The organism is Ensifer sp. 38_S197, assembly GCF_056924495.1.
Genome location: NZ_JBXOVZ010000002.1, coordinates 1,012,296 through 1,026,738 on the forward strand (window position 1 = coordinate 1,012,296; position 14,443 = coordinate 1,026,738).

The 14,443-nt window shown below is 63.1% G+C and carries 16 protein-coding genes and 1 other RNA gene; 9 read left to right on the top strand and 8 right to left on the bottom strand.

From position 1 onward, the window contains the following. Nucleotides 1-26 precede the first annotated feature (26 nt). Together cml and AC1Z3V_RS17995 are read right to left on the bottom strand one after the other, a co-directional pair. Entirely contained in the window at nucleotides 27-1,223 is a 1,197-nt protein-coding gene (cml, locus tag AC1Z3V_RS17990) for a CmlA/FloR family chloramphenicol efflux MFS transporter (RefSeq protein WP_483500804.1), read from the bottom strand. Between the two features lie 359 nt (nucleotides 1,224-1,582). Beyond that, nucleotides 1,583-1,855: a BON domain-containing protein gene (locus AC1Z3V_RS17995; protein WP_429810721.1), complete on the bottom strand. Its 273-nt coding sequence runs from the start codon at nucleotides 1,853-1,855 to the stop codon at nucleotides 1,583-1,585. 131 nt (nucleotides 1,856-1,986) lie between these two features. Here AC1Z3V_RS17995 and AC1Z3V_RS18000 point away from each other — a divergent pair, with 131 nt between their 5' ends. Continuing rightward, a complete protein-coding gene (locus AC1Z3V_RS18000; RefSeq protein WP_483500806.1) occupies nucleotides 1,987-2,931 on the top strand; it encodes an AEC family transporter in 945 nt (314 codons plus the stop codon). Nucleotides 2,932-3,074: 143 nt separating this feature from the next. On the opposite strand, the gene AC1Z3V_RS18005 is transcribed toward AC1Z3V_RS18000, so the two are convergent. Next, the gene (locus AC1Z3V_RS18005) at nucleotides 3,075-3,707 is read right to left on the bottom strand and encodes a c-type cytochrome (RefSeq protein WP_429810723.1); all 633 of its coding nucleotides are present in this window, start codon (nucleotides 3,705-3,707) and stop codon (nucleotides 3,075-3,077) included. A gap of 156 nt (nucleotides 3,708-3,863) precedes the next feature. On the opposite strand from AC1Z3V_RS18005, the gene AC1Z3V_RS18010 reads away from it, so the two are divergent. From AC1Z3V_RS18010 to AC1Z3V_RS18020, 3 genes are all read left to right on the top strand, one after another. Continuing rightward, nucleotides 3,864-4,622 (top strand): 3-deoxy-manno-octulosonate cytidylyltransferase, encoded by a 759-nt coding sequence (locus AC1Z3V_RS18010; RefSeq protein ID WP_483500808.1) that lies wholly within the window; start codon nucleotides 3,864-3,866, stop codon nucleotides 4,620-4,622. A 19-nt stretch (nucleotides 4,623-4,641) separates the two neighbouring features. Beyond that, complete coding sequence (locus AC1Z3V_RS18015; RefSeq protein WP_429810725.1) at nucleotides 4,642-5,496, top strand: prephenate dehydratase; 855 nt, start codon at nucleotides 4,642-4,644, stop codon at nucleotides 5,494-5,496. 442 nt (nucleotides 5,497-5,938) lie between these two features. Next, nucleotides 5,939-6,076, top strand: a complete 138-nt coding sequence (locus tag AC1Z3V_RS18020; protein ID WP_173515153.1) for a DUF1127 domain-containing protein — start codon at nucleotides 5,939-5,941, stop codon at nucleotides 6,074-6,076. Nucleotides 6,077-6,190: 114 nt separating this feature from the next. Here the strand turns inward: AC1Z3V_RS18020 and AC1Z3V_RS18025 are convergent, their stop codons facing one another. From AC1Z3V_RS18025 to AC1Z3V_RS18040, 4 genes are all read right to left on the bottom strand, one after another. Next, a complete protein-coding gene (locus AC1Z3V_RS18025; RefSeq protein WP_429810726.1) occupies nucleotides 6,191-6,559 on the bottom strand; it encodes a VOC family protein in 369 nt (122 codons plus the stop codon). A 76-nt stretch (nucleotides 6,560-6,635) separates the two neighbouring features. Next, nucleotides 6,636-7,343 carry a helix-turn-helix transcriptional regulator gene (locus AC1Z3V_RS18030; protein WP_483500810.1) on the bottom strand — a complete coding sequence of 236 codons (708 nt, stop codon included), beginning with the start codon at nucleotides 7,341-7,343 and terminating at the stop codon, nucleotides 6,636-6,638. A gap of 32 nt (nucleotides 7,344-7,375) precedes the next feature. After that, a complete protein-coding gene (nudC, locus tag AC1Z3V_RS18035; RefSeq protein ID WP_429810728.1) occupies nucleotides 7,376-8,356 on the bottom strand; it encodes an NAD(+) diphosphatase in 981 nt (326 codons plus the stop codon). 2 nt (nucleotides 8,357-8,358) lie between these two features. After that, the gene (locus AC1Z3V_RS18040; protein ID WP_429810729.1) at nucleotides 8,359-8,763 is read right to left on the bottom strand and encodes an HIT family protein; all 405 of its coding nucleotides are present in this window, start codon (nucleotides 8,761-8,763) and stop codon (nucleotides 8,359-8,361) included. Between the two features lie 108 nt (nucleotides 8,764-8,871). Between AC1Z3V_RS18040 and ffs the strand changes: the two genes are divergently transcribed. From ffs to AC1Z3V_RS18065, 5 genes are all read left to right on the top strand, one after another. Continuing rightward, nucleotides 8,872-8,969: signal recognition particle sRNA small type (ffs, locus tag AC1Z3V_RS18045), an RNA gene on the top strand. 45 nt (nucleotides 8,970-9,014) lie between these two features. Next, nucleotides 9,015-10,883 (top strand): DNA polymerase III subunit gamma/tau, encoded by a 1,869-nt coding sequence (locus AC1Z3V_RS18050; protein ID WP_483500813.1) that lies wholly within the window; start codon nucleotides 9,015-9,017, stop codon nucleotides 10,881-10,883. A 39-nt stretch (nucleotides 10,884-10,922) separates the two neighbouring features. Then, entirely contained in the window at nucleotides 10,923-11,246 is a 324-nt protein-coding gene (locus AC1Z3V_RS18055) for a YbaB/EbfC family nucleoid-associated protein (protein ID WP_029742357.1), read from the top strand. Between the two features lie 212 nt (nucleotides 11,247-11,458). Continuing rightward, on the top strand, nucleotides 11,459-12,064 hold the full coding sequence (gene recR, locus AC1Z3V_RS18060; protein WP_429810731.1) for a recombination mediator RecR: 606 nt from the start codon (nucleotides 11,459-11,461) through the stop codon (nucleotides 12,062-12,064). A gap of 10 nt (nucleotides 12,065-12,074) precedes the next feature. Next, the gene (locus AC1Z3V_RS18065) at nucleotides 12,075-13,367 is read left to right on the top strand and encodes a lytic murein transglycosylase (protein ID WP_483500815.1); all 1,293 of its coding nucleotides are present in this window, start codon (nucleotides 12,075-12,077) and stop codon (nucleotides 13,365-13,367) included. Nucleotides 13,368-13,379: 12 nt separating this feature from the next. Here the strand turns inward: AC1Z3V_RS18065 and AC1Z3V_RS18070 are convergent. Next, nucleotides 13,380-14,322 (bottom strand): IS630 family transposase gene (locus AC1Z3V_RS18070; RefSeq protein ID WP_483500817.1). Its coding sequence is split into 2 segments (ribosomal slippage): nucleotides 13,380-13,985 and nucleotides 13,987-14,322, totalling 942 coding nucleotides; the frame shifts between segments, so codons are not numbered across the junction. Between the last annotated feature and the right edge of the window lie 121 nt (nucleotides 14,323-14,443).

A 14,443-nucleotide genomic window follows, 5' to 3' on the forward strand; every position in this document is an offset into this window, starting at 1 on the left:
GCAACCGCTCCGGGAGGCACGTTGAGCTATTGCCTTTCACGCCGGTTCAGGAGCGCCAGCGCCAGCAGCGTGACTGTGGGCATGACCAGGCAATAGCCGACGAGCGGCCAGGCGGTATCGCCCCTGAGAAGCAGCACGGCGCCGGTGCCGACGAGGGCGACGATCAGGCTTTGGACGCAGAAGTAGAGCGCCACCGCCGTTCCGGCAATCGCGTCGAAGGCCTTCAGCGCACCGTTCGCGGTTACCGAGGCGGTCATGACAATGCCTATGGCGATCACCCACATGGGCAGCACGAAGCTTGCGAACGAGGGGGTGGTGAGAGCTTCGCCGGCGGCCAGCAACAGCGCTCCGAGCATAATCACGGCCATGCCGCGCATGAGGCAGCCCGCGATCCCGTAACGGGCGACGAAGCCCTTGGCGAAGCGCGTGGTCAGGATCATCACCACGGCCGCACTCGCAAAGGCCAGGCTGAAGCCGAACTGCGAATAGCCGGCGCGATCGATGAGCAGGCGCGGCGCGGTCGAGAAGAACACGAAGAACGCGCCCATCGCCGTGCTGAAGCCGAGCGTATAGGTCCAGAATGCGCCGCTCCCGAGAACAGGCGCGAAGCTGGGCCTCCCGTTGCCGGAGGGAACAGGCCGGGTTTCCGACCAGCGCGGCAGCGCCTGGCCGAGCGCCGCAAGGCCGAGCACGCCGAGCGTCAGGAAGATCGCCTGCCAGCCGAAGGCGCCTGATATCAGCGCGCCGGCAATCGGTCCGAGCGCCGGAACGAAGGAGAGCATGGCGCTGAAGAGGCCGTAGATGGTGACGCCTTCCGGACGGCCGCCGTAGACGTCCCGCACCGTCGCGAAAGTCGCGACCAGCGCCGCCGAGGCGCCCGCCGCTTGGACGAGCCGGAGTGTCACGAAGACCGGCGCCGAGGTGGTGAGTGCCAGCAGCAACGACGTCAGTGCAAATAAAGTCGCGCCACCGAGAAGCACCGGACGGCGGCCGAGGCGGTCGGACAGCGGGCCGAAGAGAACTTGTCCGAAGCCAAGCATGAGCATGTAGAGGCTGAGCGTCAATTGGACGATTGCCGGCGATGTGCCGAGAATACGAGGCATCTGAGGCACGACGGGCAGGTAGATGTCCATGGCGAGTGACGCCAGGATATCAAAGGGCGCCATCAGCAGCAGCGCCGCCGGCAGCCTGTAGGACCAGGTGGGTGGGTTATGATCGGGCATGATGAAACATCCGCGCAAATGGGGAACATTCGGCGGCGATCTGCCACTTCATCGATCTTGGAAGTATGAGCCGACAGACGCCGCAACAACTTTTCAACCGTTGTTGCGGCCTACCTGGTTGCTGACTCGTCGGTCCTCATGCGGTCATCCGAAATGTTATTCGTCGATCAAACGTCGACGTGTTTAGCATCGAGGCCAGGTTTCGACAACCTAGCTGCGCAATCACCCGAAAGCCCTGGCCCTCAGTCCCATTTCCAACTTCCGTTCGAATCGATCGAAATATGTGTCTGCGGATGGATCGATAGCGTTTCGCCCGAAAGTTGTCCTGGGGAATGCGGACAGGGGGGGTGGCTTTCGACTTAGTCTGCCGTGTCCGGCCTCGCGGTCAGCCGGTTCTCGACGCTGGCAACGCCGGCCACCGATGCTGCCGCATCGCCGGCACAGATGACGTCCGCCTCACTCGCCACCACACCGGTCAACACCACGATCTCGCCGAGTGCCATCACGGAGACTGCGCTGGTGTCGATCATCGTCGCATAGCCGATGAAACGCCGCACCTTGTCGGCGAGCGCGTCATCCGTGAGATGCGGATCGTCGTCCCTGTGGGCATAAATGGGCTTCTCTGGCGGCATGGCACCTTCCTCATGCTCTTCCCGAACGCCTGCGGTCTTGCGAAGGTTCCCTTCAAAACGGCTGCCGCCGCGCGCTTGCGATCCTGGCGTGAACCCGGTTATTGCTGGCAGTCCCATCCCAAGGCCCGCGCATGTCCGACATTTTCCAGAACGTCCTGCCCATCTTCATTCTGATCCTTGCCGGCTGGCTTTTGGTTCGGTCAGGCTATCTGAAACCGGCTGTCGGCGAGGCGCTCGGGGACTTCGTCTTTCGCGTCGCGGTTCCCATTCTGCTGTTCCGCACGATTGCGGAGGCCGATTTCAAGGACGGTTCGCCGTGGCCGCTTTGGGTCGCCTATTTCTCCGGCGTCGCGGTGACCTGGACGGTCGGGCATCTGGCGGCGATGCTCATTTTCGGCCGCGATGCGCGCATGGGCGTATTGGCCGGCGTCTCCTCGGCCTTCGCCAACACCGTGTTCATCGGTCTGCCGCTGGTCTCGCGCATCGTCGGCGAGGAGGGCATTGTCGCGATTTCGATCCTGCTGTCCGTCCATCTGCCTGTGATGATGATCGCCGGCACGCTGCTGATGGAGCGTGCCGAGCGCCGCACGAGCGGCAAGCCAGGGCAAAACCCGTTGCAGCTTCTCGCCGGCGTCGGCCGCAATTTGGTGCGCAATCCGCTGGTCATCGGGCTTGCTTGCGGCGCTGCCTTTCATCTCATCGGCCAGCCGCTCGGCGGACCGGTGAAGACCGTCGTCGACCAGCTTGCCGCGATGGCGGCACCGGCGGCGCTGGTCTCGATCGGCATGGCGCTCGACAAGTACGGCCTTGCCGGCAATCTCGGCCTTGCCTCCTTTACGAGTGTTCTGAAGCTCCTCATCATGCCGGGGGTCGTCTTCACCAGTTGTCACCTGCTTGGTCTCAACGACAACTGGACGACGGCGCTGGTGCTGACATCGGCGGTTCCGACAGGCGTAAACGCCTGGCTGATCGCCAACCATTTCAACGTCGGCCACGCGCTCGCCTCCTCGACGATCACATTGACGACCGCGCTCGGCGTCATCAGCGTTTCGGTATGGGCCTATCTACTGGTGTAACTGCTCAGGAAATTCGGGAGTGTGTTTCCTCGGGAGGAGCGAAATCCTCGCCATCTCGCTTAGGAGCATGACGTTGCCGTGTCCTGCAATGCAAAAAGGCCCGGCGCGGGCCGGGCCTTTTGAACTGTTTCCAGCCGCGCAGCTTATTGCGCCGGTGCCGGCTGGCCCTCGGCAGGCTTGGATTCTGTAGCCGGAGCGGCCTGGCCTTCGGCAGCGCCGCCAGCAGCATCCGGCAGCGGAGCCGGAGAATCGGCCTGCTCGCGCAGCCAGGCGATCAGGTTGGCGCGCTCATCCGGCTTCTTCAGACCGGCAAAGCCCATGGCGGTGCCCGGAACATGCTTCTTCGGGGCTTCGATGAAGAAGCTGAGGTGGTCGTAGTCCCAGTTGACCTTGCCACCTTCGGAGAAGGTCTTCATGCCGGCCGAGTAGCTGAAGCCCTCATGCGAGGCGATCGGACGGTTGACGACGCCCCAGAGGTTCGGTCCGACCTTGTTCGGGCCGCCCTTCTCGGCGGTGTGACAGCTTGCGCACTTCTTGAACACGGCAGCACCGGCAGATGCATCGGCCTTGAGGAGCAGCGGCTTGATATCGACTTCGGCTTCTTCGCCGCCACCGCCGGCATTGGCTTCAGCCGTGCCTTCTTCGGCGACGATCGTGAAGCCTTCCTTCTCGGGAGCTTCGGAATGGAAAATGCCTTCCGATGCAATGGACACGGACATCAGAACGAAGACCGTCCCCAGAAAGGCACCCACGCCCATGTTCACATATGAATTCATCTGCAAACGCTCCCTTTGCCACCGGCGCAAACAAAAACCCGGCCTATCTTGAAATCGCGCGGAACCTATGTCTTTTGGCTCTGCGTTGCAACAGTGATTATCGGCCCCTAACTGAGACTTATTGACACTTTCAGCGGGGTTTTTGAAGGCCAGATCATGAATCGCGAAAATTCAGGTAAAGCTATCGTGCTCATTCCGGCGCGCATGGCCTCGACACGCCTGCCCGGAAAGCCGCTCGCCGATATTTGCGGCCTGCCGATGATCGTTCAGGTTGCCACCCGCGCCAAGGAAGCGGATGTCGGCCGGGTCGTCGTCGCCGTCGACGATCAACAGGTCTTCGACGTGGTGCGCGCGGCCGGCTTCGAAGCGATGATGACCCGCATCGACCACCAGTCCGGTTCCGACCGGATCTATGAGGCGCTGCTGAAGGCCGATCCGGACGGCGAAGCCGAGATTGTCATCAACGTGCAGGGTGATCTGCCGACGGTCGAGCCCGCATCGATCCGCGCCGCGTTGAACCCGCTTGAAAACCCCGGCACCGATATCGCGACGTTGACGGTGCCAATCACCGAAGAGGGCGAAAAGACCAACCCGAACATTGTCAAGGTCGTCGGCTCGCCGCTTAGCGAATCGCGGCTGCGCGCACTTTATTTTACCCGCGCGACCGCGCCCTATGGTCAGGGCCCGCTTTATCATCATATCGGCCTCTATGCCTATCGCCGCCGGGCGCTGGAGCGCTTCGTCGCGCTTCAACCCTCCACCTTGGAGCGCCGCGAATCGCTCGAGCAGCTACGCGCCCTCGAAGCCGGCATGCGCATCGATGTCGAGATCGTCGATTCGGTTCCACTCGGCGTCGACACGCCGGTGGAGCTGGAAAAAGCCCGCCGTATCCTTTCCGCCCGCCACTCCGAATAAGCCTGAGAAGGAAGCCACCGTGACCGTCAAGACCAACAGGATTTCCTTCCAGGGCGACTACGGCGCCAATTCCGACATGGCCTGCCGCGACATGTTCCCGTCGATGGAGCCGTTGCCCTGCCAGACCTTCGAGGATGCCTTCGTCGCAGTCGAGAACGGTGACGCCGACCTCGCGATGATCCCGATCGAGAATACGATCGCCGGCCGCGTCGCCGACATCCATCACCTCTTGCCGGAATCGCGGCTGCACATCGTCGGCGAATATTTCATGCCGATCCGCTTCCAGTTGATGGTGCTGCCTGGCGTGACGCGGGATGAAATCCGCACGGTGCACAGCCACATCCACGCGCTCGGCCAGTGCCGCAAGATCGTGCGCTCCAATGGCTGGAAGCCGGTTGTCGCCGGCGACACAGCCGGTGCGGCAAAGCTCGTCTCCGAAAAAGGCGACCGCTCAATGGCCGCGCTTGCGCCGCGGCTTGCCGCCGACCTCTATGGCCTGGAGATCATCGCCGAGAACGTCGAGGATACCGAAAGCAACGTCACCCGCTTCGTCGTGCTTTCCCGCGAAGAACAGCGCATCGCGCGCAGCAGCGACGACGAGCTGATCATCACCACCTTCGTCTTCAATGTCCGCAACATCCCGGCCGCACTCTACAAGGCGATGGGCGGTTTCGCGACCAATGGCATCAATATGACGAAGCTCGAGAGCTATCAGCTCGGCGGCAAGTTCGTGGCCACGCAGTTCTATGCCGACATCGAAGGGCATCCGGACGATATCGGCGTGCGTCACGCCATGGATGAACTTCGCTTCTTCTCCGAGAAGGTGCGTATCCTCGGCACCTACAAGGCGCATCCGATGCGCGGTGTTCTCTGAACCAAGCCGTTCCACCGGTTCAAGAAACCTCTGAAGGGAGGGCACGCGCTGGACGAGTGCCCTCGCGTCCGGTGACACGAAGGGAGGATGGCGGCTCATCGCCCCTCTCGCCGTACCTCGGTCCAACGGGCGAGCAAGGTCTGGAAATGCCTCATTTCTGACCTGTTATAGCCTATGCTTGACCCTGCCGCCGCATTTAGCGCCTTCCTGACTGCAGGCTGGCTAACGTTTTCTGCTATATTTGTGATTGCTTGCGGCAGGTGAATTTCGCCCGGATTTCCGGTGCGAATCATTGGCTTCGCGATCTCATTGCCGCTGACGAATGCGGCAAATATTCGTTAACCGGCTACGCGTCTGGCGCATGCCTAACTTGCAATCGCGGCGGTACACAAAATTTAGGCAAATGCCTATCTAACGTCCGTTCAAGTAAGGAGTGTTAAAGATGAAGATCCGTCAGAAGATCATGGAATATGCGAAGACCCGCCGTGCGATCCGCGAGCTGAATGCTCTCGACGACCATGCACTGAGCGATATCGGTCTGTCCCGTTCGCAGATTCACGCCGCCGTCTACGGCCGCTAATCCGTACCATTCGCGCATCCCGCCGCACTTCAAAATGCTGCAGCGACCTTTCCACATCCCGCGAGATGTGCGGCACTGCAGCGGTCGGCGGGATGCGCGCCGCTGCCTTTCCCGTCACGAATCGTAGAGGCAGACGCGCAGCCGGTGACCATCCGGATCGAGCGCGACGAAAGTCGGACCGAAATCCATCTCGGTCAATGCCTGCGCAATCTGCAGCCCTTCCGCCTTCCATTTGTCGTAATGCGCGCGCACCGCGCCCTCATCCTCCACCATGAATGCCAGTTCCGAACGATGGCCTGATGCCGTCGGCTCCGGCGCGACCGTGTGTTCGGCCCAGAGCCCGAGCGTGAAGCCGCCGGGTAGCTCGAAGGACGAAAAGGTCTGGTAGACGACGCGTGGTTCCTGTTCGAAGACCTTGCGGTAGAACTCGACGCTTGCCAGCGGATCCTTGACATAAAGTACGATCAGATTTGCCTTGGCCATGCTCTGCCTCCTTGTTGCGGGAGTTGCAGGCTAGGGTCGGCCGCTGCCAACTTCTGTCAGTATCGTGCAGCGCGCCTCAGGAGCCGACCGTCTGTCGGTTCGACGCGGCAATATTCTGGCTGGCGCGCCAGTCCTTCATCAGCACCTGGCGGCGGCGGGGGTAGCGTGCCTCGGTGACCGTCATCCGGCGCATGCGGTCCGCGCGGAAGTGCCGGAAATCCAGGCGGAGTTCACACCAGGCCATGACCATGCGGACATTTTCGAAGAAACCGAGCGCAAAAGGCCAGATCGTCCGCTCCGTTTCGCTGCCGTCGTTGTCGACGTAGCTGAGTTCCACCTTGCGTTCGTTGCGGATCGCCCGCCTGAGCGCGGCGATGTCGATGCCGTTGGTGGCCGGCGGGCTCGGCCCGACGAGCAGGGTCGAGCTGTCCAGCTCGTCGCGAAGCTCGGCCGGGAGCACCGCGGCGATCTTGGCGAGCGCGTTCGCTGCGGCCCCGGCGAGATCGTCGTCGGTGCGCTTGGAGACCCAGCGCGATCCGAGCACCAGTGCCTCGATTTCCTCGGCCGAGAACATCATCGGCGGCAGCATGAAGCCCGGTTTCAGCACATATCCGAGCCCCGGTTCGCCCTCGATATGGGCGCCCTGGGCCTGCAGGCTGGCGATGTCGCGATAGAGCGTTCTAAGGCTGACGCCGGTTTCCTCCGCCAGCTTCTGGCCGCTTACCGGCTGGCGGTAGCGCCTCAGCACCTGCAGAAGATCGAGCAATCGTTCGGAGCGGGACAAGCCGAACGCCTCCTATCGCCATCCTGATTCCGTCACGCCCGTTCGCCCCAGGCGAGCCAGTCGCGCATCAACTGGTGTGCAATCGCACCCTTCGGTGGCGGAATATGCTCGTCGCCGGTATCGGCAACGCCGGTCGAGCGTTCGAGCATCGCGATCGTTTCCTCGCGGGTGAACCAGCGCACGTCCTCCAGCTCCTGCTCGTCCCGCTTGATGACGGTCGATTTCGCCTCGGCATAGCAGCCGATCATCAACGTGTGCGGCATCGGCCAGGGCTGCGAGGCATGGTAGCGCACCCGGCCGATATGGATGCCGGACTCCTCGAGCGTTTCGCGCCGCACCGCGTTTTCGATCGTCTCGCCGGGCTCGACGAAACCGGCGAGGCAGGAATACATGCCCGGGGCGAAATGCGGGCTGCGGCCGAGCAGGCAGAGATCGCGTTCGAGGTCGATCGTCATCATGATGACGACCGGGTCTGTCCGCGGGAAGACCATATGGCCGCAGGCGGTGCAGACGCGACGGTAGCCGCCGGCTGCGCCTTCCATCGGACCGGCGCAGCGGCCGCAGAAGCGGTTGTTGGCGTTCCAGGTAATCAGGCTCGAGGCCTGCGCGAACTGCCCGAGCAACTCCTCCGGCAGCATCTGCTGGCGGTAGAGCGTGCGGCCGTCGGCAATCTTGAAGGGCTCAGTGATTGTCTCTTCGGTGAGGCCGGTCGGCACCGCAAGCCGTGGCTCGCCGTTCGGCAGGTAGCCGAGCAGGATCGTCTCGTCGAGCATCGGCTCGAGCCCTTCGAGTTCGTAGGGGGCGAACAGCGGGTCGATGATTTTCTCGTCGTGCTTGACGATCAGCTTCGGTCCCGAGAAGGCCAGGAAATGGGCGCCCGGGTGCTTGAGCGCCACTTCGACGCAATCGTCGGCGCGGTGCTCGGACTGGCGGTCCAGGTGGTTTTCGGAAAAGGCGACGAGGGTGCTTGGCTCCGGATGCGGGCTACGAAGGTCAAAGATCGATTTCGTCATGTTCAGAGGTTTTCCAGAATGCGCGCTGCGAAGGCCTGATGTTCTTTCTCGTCCCACGGCTCCGACTTGCCGAAGCCCCAGACTGGCCCCGGCCAGTTCGGGTCGCCGTCGTTGCGGGCAATGATATGCACATGTAGCTGCCGGACGATATTGCCCAATGCGCCGATATTGATCTTTTCGGCGCCGGTAACCTTCTTGAGGGCGGTTGCCGCCATCGTCGTCTCGAAGGTCAGCATCGTCTGGTCGAGCGGGGTCAGGTCGAAGATTTCCGAAATGCCTTCACGCTGCGGAATGAGCACGAGCCAGGGCCAGCGACGGTCATTCATCAGCCGCATCTGGCAAAGGCCGATCGAGGCGATCGGGATGCCGTCGCGTTCGAGCCGGTCGTCAAGGGTGAAGGTCGCCAACGCATTCTCCTCAGGCAAGACAACGGATTCGCCTTGTTTTGCATATCGATATCAGTTTTTTGATGGCTTGGCTTGCATTTGCTTTCGATATTGCCGATATGGAAGCCGGGAGGTTGGTGGTGGACGAGCCACTCGCCAACCGGGTCAGGTCCGGAAGGAAGCAGCCCTAACGAGCCCCGGCACGGGTCATCGTGCCAGCCTCCCACCTTTTCCGTCCTGTCGGGACAAGAGTTCGAACAGCGGCAGGGTCGATGAGCGACGACACGTCCATTTCATCCGTTGAGAAACCGGCCGCCTACCGTGTTCTGGCGCGCAAGTACCGCCCCAAGGATTTCTCCGACCTGATGGTCGGCCAGGAGCCGATGGTGCGCACGCTCACCAACGCTTTTGAAACGGGGCGCATCGCGCAGGCCTACATGCTGACCGGCGTGCGCGGGGTCGGCAAGACCACCACTGCCCGCATCCTCGCCCGTGCGCTGAACTACAAGACATCGGACACCGACAGGCCGACGATCGACCTGCGTGTGCCGGGCGAGCATTGCCAGGCGATCATGGACGGCCGCCATGTCGACGTCATCGAAATGGACGCCGCCTCGCATACCGGTATCGATGACATCAGAGAGATCATCGAGCAGGTGCGCTACCGCCCGGTATCGGCGCGCTACAAGGTCTACATCATCGACGAAGTGCACATGCTCTCGACCCAGGCCTTCAACGGCCTGTTGAAGACGCTCGAAGAGCCGCCTGAGCACGTAAAGTTCATCTTCGCCACCACCGAAATCCGAAAAGTTCCGATCACGGTCCTGTCGCGCTGCCAGCGCTTCGATCTGCGCCGCATCAGCGCCTCCGATCTCGTCGGCCTGTTCTCGACGATTCTCGGCAAGGAAGGCGTTTCCTTCGATCCCGAGGCGCTCGCGATGGTGGCTCGTGCCGCCGAGGGCTCCGCGCGCGACGGCCTGTCGCTGCTCGACCAGGCGATTGCGCACGGCGGCGGCGCGGTCGAGGTCGAGACCGTGCGCTCCATGCTCGGCCTTGCCGACCGCGCCCGTATCGTCGACCTCTTCGACCATATCGTCAAAGGCGACGTTGCTGCGGCGCTTCAGGAATTCACCGCACAGTATGAGGCCGGCGCCAATCCGACGGTCGTGCTGACCGACCTTGCCGATTTCACCCATCTGGTTACGCGGATGAAATACGTGCCGGATGCGGTCAACGATCAGTCGCTGAGCGAGATCGAACGCACCCGCGGCGCCGTCTTCGCCGAAAGCGTCGCCGTCACGGCGCTCTCGCGCATCTGGCAGATGCTTCTGAAGGGCATCCCGGAAGCCGAAAGCTCGTCGCGCCCGGCGGGGGCTGCCGAAATGGTGCTGATCCGTCTGGCACATGCCGCACATCTGCCGGCGCCGGAAGAGGCTGCGCGGCGTCTGCTCGAGCTTTCCGGTGGCGAAGGCGGCGGTGCCCGCCCGGGACCGGCCGGCGGCAGTGGCGGTGGAGCACAGGCCTCGGCCTCAGGCCCGGTTTCGGCCCAGGCCATCCAGGCGATGCCGGCTCAGCGCCCGACGAGCAATGGCGCGACGATGCTGCGTGCCGTGCCGGATGCGGCATCCCAGCCGGTCACGGTCGGTCGCATCGAGGAGCGGCCGATGGCCGTTACGGCTGCCAGGCCGCAGCCGTCGGTTTCGGTCAATTCGATCGCGGATATCGCAGAACTTTGTGCCAAGAACCGCGACATCAAGCTGAAGACGCTGGTGCGCGGCTTCCTGCGGCTCGTGCATATCGAACCCGGCCGTCTCGACGTCAACGTCTCCGACGACGCGCCGAAGACGCTGCTCGGCGAGCTTGCGGTCAAGCTCAAGGAATGGACCGGCATCCACTGGATCGTCAGCTACAGCCGCGAGCGCGGCGAGCCGACGTTGATCGAAGCCGAACAGCGGGCGCAGGAGCAGCGCGTCAACGATGCGCGCCAGGATCCGGACGTTGCCGCCATTCTCGCCCGGTTCCCGGGCGCAAAGATCACCGACGTGCGCATTCGCGCCGTCGAAGAAGAGGCCGAGAGCGTTGCTCCGGCGACAGCCGAATCCGCCGATGGCGATATCGTCCCTGGCGACGACATCGAATAGTCCCGTCTGCGAGCAGAAACAGAACAACAGGAGACGACGATGCGCGACATCATGGGGATGATGGGCAAGGTCAAGGAAATGCAGGCCAAGATGGAGAAGATGCAGGCGGAGATCGCCGCACTCGAAGTCGACGGCACGTCCGGCGGCGGTCTGGTGACCGTTCGCCTCGACGGCAAGGGCACCCTCAAGAGCCTGAAGATCGACCCCTCGCTCTTCAAGGAAGATGATGTCGAGATCCTCGAAGACCTGATCGTTGCCGCCCACAAGGACGCCAAGGACAAGGCCGAAGCCGTCCAGGCGGAAAAGACCCGCGAGCTGACCGCCGGCCTGCCGATCCCGCCCGGCATGAAGCTGCCGTTCTGATCGTCTTCACCCTCGAAGAGGTTGCTGGGCGGTAAGCGCCCTGGTCCACCTATCCAGTCCGGGCAGACATAGCCGCTTTGGCTCCGCACGAGAGCGAGCTCGTCGCCAAGGGCAAGGCTTGCGACCACAGACGCCGGAGATACCCTGAAAGGCGTCGCCCTGGCGCTTCGAAGACGATTCCGTTCGGGGCCGATATGGGCTAAAAGCGCGGCATGGCAAAACGAGTCACCGGCCCCGAAATCGAAAAACTCATCCAGCTCCTGGCAAAGGTCCCGGGGCTCGGGCCGCGTTCGGCCCGGCGCGCCGCCCTCCATCTCGTCAAGAAGAAGGACCAGTTGCTGGGCCCGCTCGCCGATGCGATGGGCGAGGCGCACCGCAAGGTCCGGATCTGCTCCTGCTGCGGCAATGTCGATACGATCGATCCCTGCACCGTCTGCTCCGACGAGCGACGCGACCAATCGGTGATCATCGTCGTCGAGGACGTGTCCGATCTCTGGGCGCTGGAACGGGCGGGGGCGCTGAATGCTGCCTACCATGTGCTCGGCGGCACGCTTTCGCCGCTCGACGGCGTCGGTCCTGACGATCTCAACATCAAGGGGCTCGTCCAGCGCGTCGCCAATGGCGGCGTTCGCGAACTGATCATCGCCGTCAATGCGACGGTCGAGGGCCAGACAACGGCGCACTACATCACCGACCAGCTCGAGGGCATGGAGGTGAAGATCACCCGGCTCGCCCATGGCGTGCCGGTCGGCGGCGAACTGGACTATCTCGACGAAGGCACGCTGGCGGCGGCACTTCGTGCCCGCACGTCGATCTGAAGGGATGCAGATGCGTTCGAAATCTCGTGTTCACTCGTGGTTTGCCGGTCGTGAGGGGGGCAAGCGCCGTGCTCCCCTCCTCGCAGCCGTCGCCGCCTTCCTTGTCCTTCACCTTCCCGCTCACGCCGCCACCAAGGCGGATGTTGAAGCTCAGTTCCGCACCTGGCTCCAGAATGATCTGTGGCCGGAAGCGAAGCAGGCAGGCATTTCTGCCGGCTCGTTCAAGGCGGCGTTTTCCGAGGTGAAGCTCAACTGGGATCTGCCGGATCTGGCGCCGCCCGGTTTTCCGAAGCCGAAGGAGCAGAAGCAGAGCCAGGCGGAGTTCTCCTCGCCCGGCAGCTACTTTTCGGAAAAGCGCTTGCAGGGTCTCGCGGCGACCGGCCGCAGTCTTGCCTCCACCCATGCCTCGACCCTCAAGAAGATCGAACGCACCTATGGCGTTCCCGGCTCGGTGGTGGTGGCGATCTGGGGCAGAGAATCCGGCTTCGGCCGCGCCAAGATCCCCTATCCGGTCGTCGACGTCTTGGCGACCAAGGCCTTCATGTCGACCCGGCCCGACCTCTTCCGGCGTGAACTGATCGCGGCGCTGCACATTCTCGACAGCGGCGACGTCGACGAGGCGGCGATGCGCGGCTCCTGGGCCGGCGCCATGGGCCAGCCGCAGTTCATGCCGTCGAGCTTCCTGCAATATGCCGTCGATTTCGACGGCGACGGCCGCCGCGACATCTGGAATTCGGTGCCGGACAGCCTGGCCTCGATCGCCAACTATCTCGTCAAGAAAGGCTGGCAGCGCGGCCGCGACTGGGGTTTTGAAGTATCGATCCCCGAAGCCGTTTCCTGCGCGCAGGAAGGGCCGGACCTAGCCCGGCCGATCTCGGACTGGGCCGACAAGGGCATCACACGGATCTCCGGCAAGGGGTTCCCGTCGCACGAGCTTGCGGCATCCTCGATGATGCTGGTCCCGGCCGGCCGGCATGGGCCGGAATTCATCGTCACGCCGAACTTCTACGTGCTCAAGGAGTACAACAACTCCGACCTCTACGCGCTGTTCATCGGCAACCTCGCCGACCGCATCGCCACCGGCGGCGGCGCGTTTCGTGGCGACTGGGGCGACGTCGGCAACATGCTGCGCTCGGACGTTCTCGCCATGCAGAAGGCGCTGGTTGCCAAGGGATACGATGTCGGCAAGGTCGATGGTCTTCCCGGCTACAAGACGCGTCGCTCGCTCGGCGACTGGCAGGCGAAGAGCGGCCTTGCCGCAACCTGCTTCCCCGATGCTTCGCTGAAGGCGAAGCTGCGCTAGAGCATGCTGCTTTCATTCGGAAGCATAGCCTGAGTTTCTGAGATAATTGGCGCATTCGGCTGGCGAGAAGGTGTCGAGCAATTCACCGGCCTTGCGCCATGTTGCCTCGACGGTCCGTGGGGCTGCTTTCCTGATGAGATGCTTGAGTTTGGCAAAGACCTGCTCGATGGGATTGAGGTCGGGGCTGTAGGGCGGCAGGAAGAAGAGGTGCGCCCCTGCGGCCCTGACGGCGCGACGGACGGCTTGTCCCTTGTGGCTGCCGAGATTGTCGAGGACGACGATGTCGCCCTTGGCGAGCGTGGGCACGAGGACCTTCTTGACATAGAGGGTGAAGAGCTCGCCGTTGATCGGCCCGTCGATGACCCAAGGCGCATCGATACGGTCGCAGCGCAAGGCGGCGATGAAGGTCAGGGTTTTCCAGTGGCCGTGTGGGACCGGCGCAGCGAGCCGCCGGCCGCGCGGCGCCCAGCCCCTGAGCGCCGCCATATTCGTCTTGATCCAGGTTTCATCGAGAAAGACCAGCCGACGGGCTTCGATCCGATGCTGGTGGGTCTTCCATCGCAGCCGCTTGCGGGCAATGTCCACTCGCGTTTGCTCAGCCGGCAGAACTGTTTTTTTTGAAGCTCAGGCCTTCGGCTCGAACAAAGACCCAAACCGCTCGACGGTCGGTCTTGATGCCACGTTCGGCCAATTCCGCCACCAATCCCCGTGTCGTAAACGGCCCGGATTGACAGCGTTCACGCAACCAGTCCGCCCGCTCGCCCGACAGGGTGCGCTTCTTGCGTCCGCCGACACGGCCGGGCTCAAGAGAGCCGGTCTCGGCAAGACGTCGCTTCCATTTTGAAACGCAGGAGGGAGCAATCGAAAGCGCGGCCGCGATCGACCGCGTCGTCTCCCCGCTACGCAATCGGGCTAGCGCCCGCTCCCGCAGGTCCTCCGAATAAGCTCGCGTCATCCATGCCGGCCATCCTCCCGGCATGGACAGGGAATCACATCCCAACTGATTTGCGAATCCCCGATTCCGGAAAAATGCAGCACGCTCTAGGTCGTTCCAGCCGGACGCGGAACCGCCAACA

Coding starts and splice junctions, on each gene's coding strand:
- AC1Z3V_RS18020 (WP_173515153.1), top strand. CDS start 5,939: ATGAAGATCCGTCAGAAGATCATGGAATATGCGAAGACCCGCCGTGCG.
- AC1Z3V_RS18050 (WP_483500813.1), top strand. CDS start 9,015: ATGAGCGACGACACGTCCATTTCATCCGTTGAGAAACCGGCCGCCTAC.
- AC1Z3V_RS17995 (WP_429810721.1), bottom strand. CDS start 1,855: ATGCCGCCAGAGAAGCCCATTTATGCCCACAGGGACGACGATCCGCAT.
- recR (WP_429810731.1), top strand. CDS start 11,459: ATGGCAAAACGAGTCACCGGCCCCGAAATCGAAAAACTCATCCAGCTC.
- AC1Z3V_RS18000 (WP_483500806.1), top strand. CDS start 1,987: ATGTCCGACATTTTCCAGAACGTCCTGCCCATCTTCATTCTGATCCTT.
- AC1Z3V_RS18025 (WP_429810726.1), bottom strand. CDS start 6,559: ATGGCCAAGGCAAATCTGATCGTACTTTATGTCAAGGATCCGCTGGCA.
- cml (WP_483500804.1), bottom strand. CDS start 1,223: ATGCCCGATCATAACCCACCCACCTGGTCCTACAGGCTGCCGGCGGCG.
- AC1Z3V_RS18010 (WP_483500808.1), top strand. CDS start 3,864: ATGAATCGCGAAAATTCAGGTAAAGCTATCGTGCTCATTCCGGCGCGC.
- AC1Z3V_RS18065 (WP_483500815.1), top strand. CDS start 12,075: ATGCGTTCGAAATCTCGTGTTCACTCGTGGTTTGCCGGTCGTGAGGGG.
- AC1Z3V_RS18055 (WP_029742357.1), top strand. CDS start 10,923: ATGCGCGACATCATGGGGATGATGGGCAAGGTCAAGGAAATGCAGGCC.
- nudC (WP_429810728.1), bottom strand. CDS start 8,356: ATGACGAAATCGATCTTTGACCTTCGTAGCCCGCATCCGGAGCCAAGC.
- AC1Z3V_RS18005 (WP_429810723.1), bottom strand. CDS start 3,707: ATGAATTCATATGTGAACATGGGCGTGGGTGCCTTTCTGGGGACGGTC.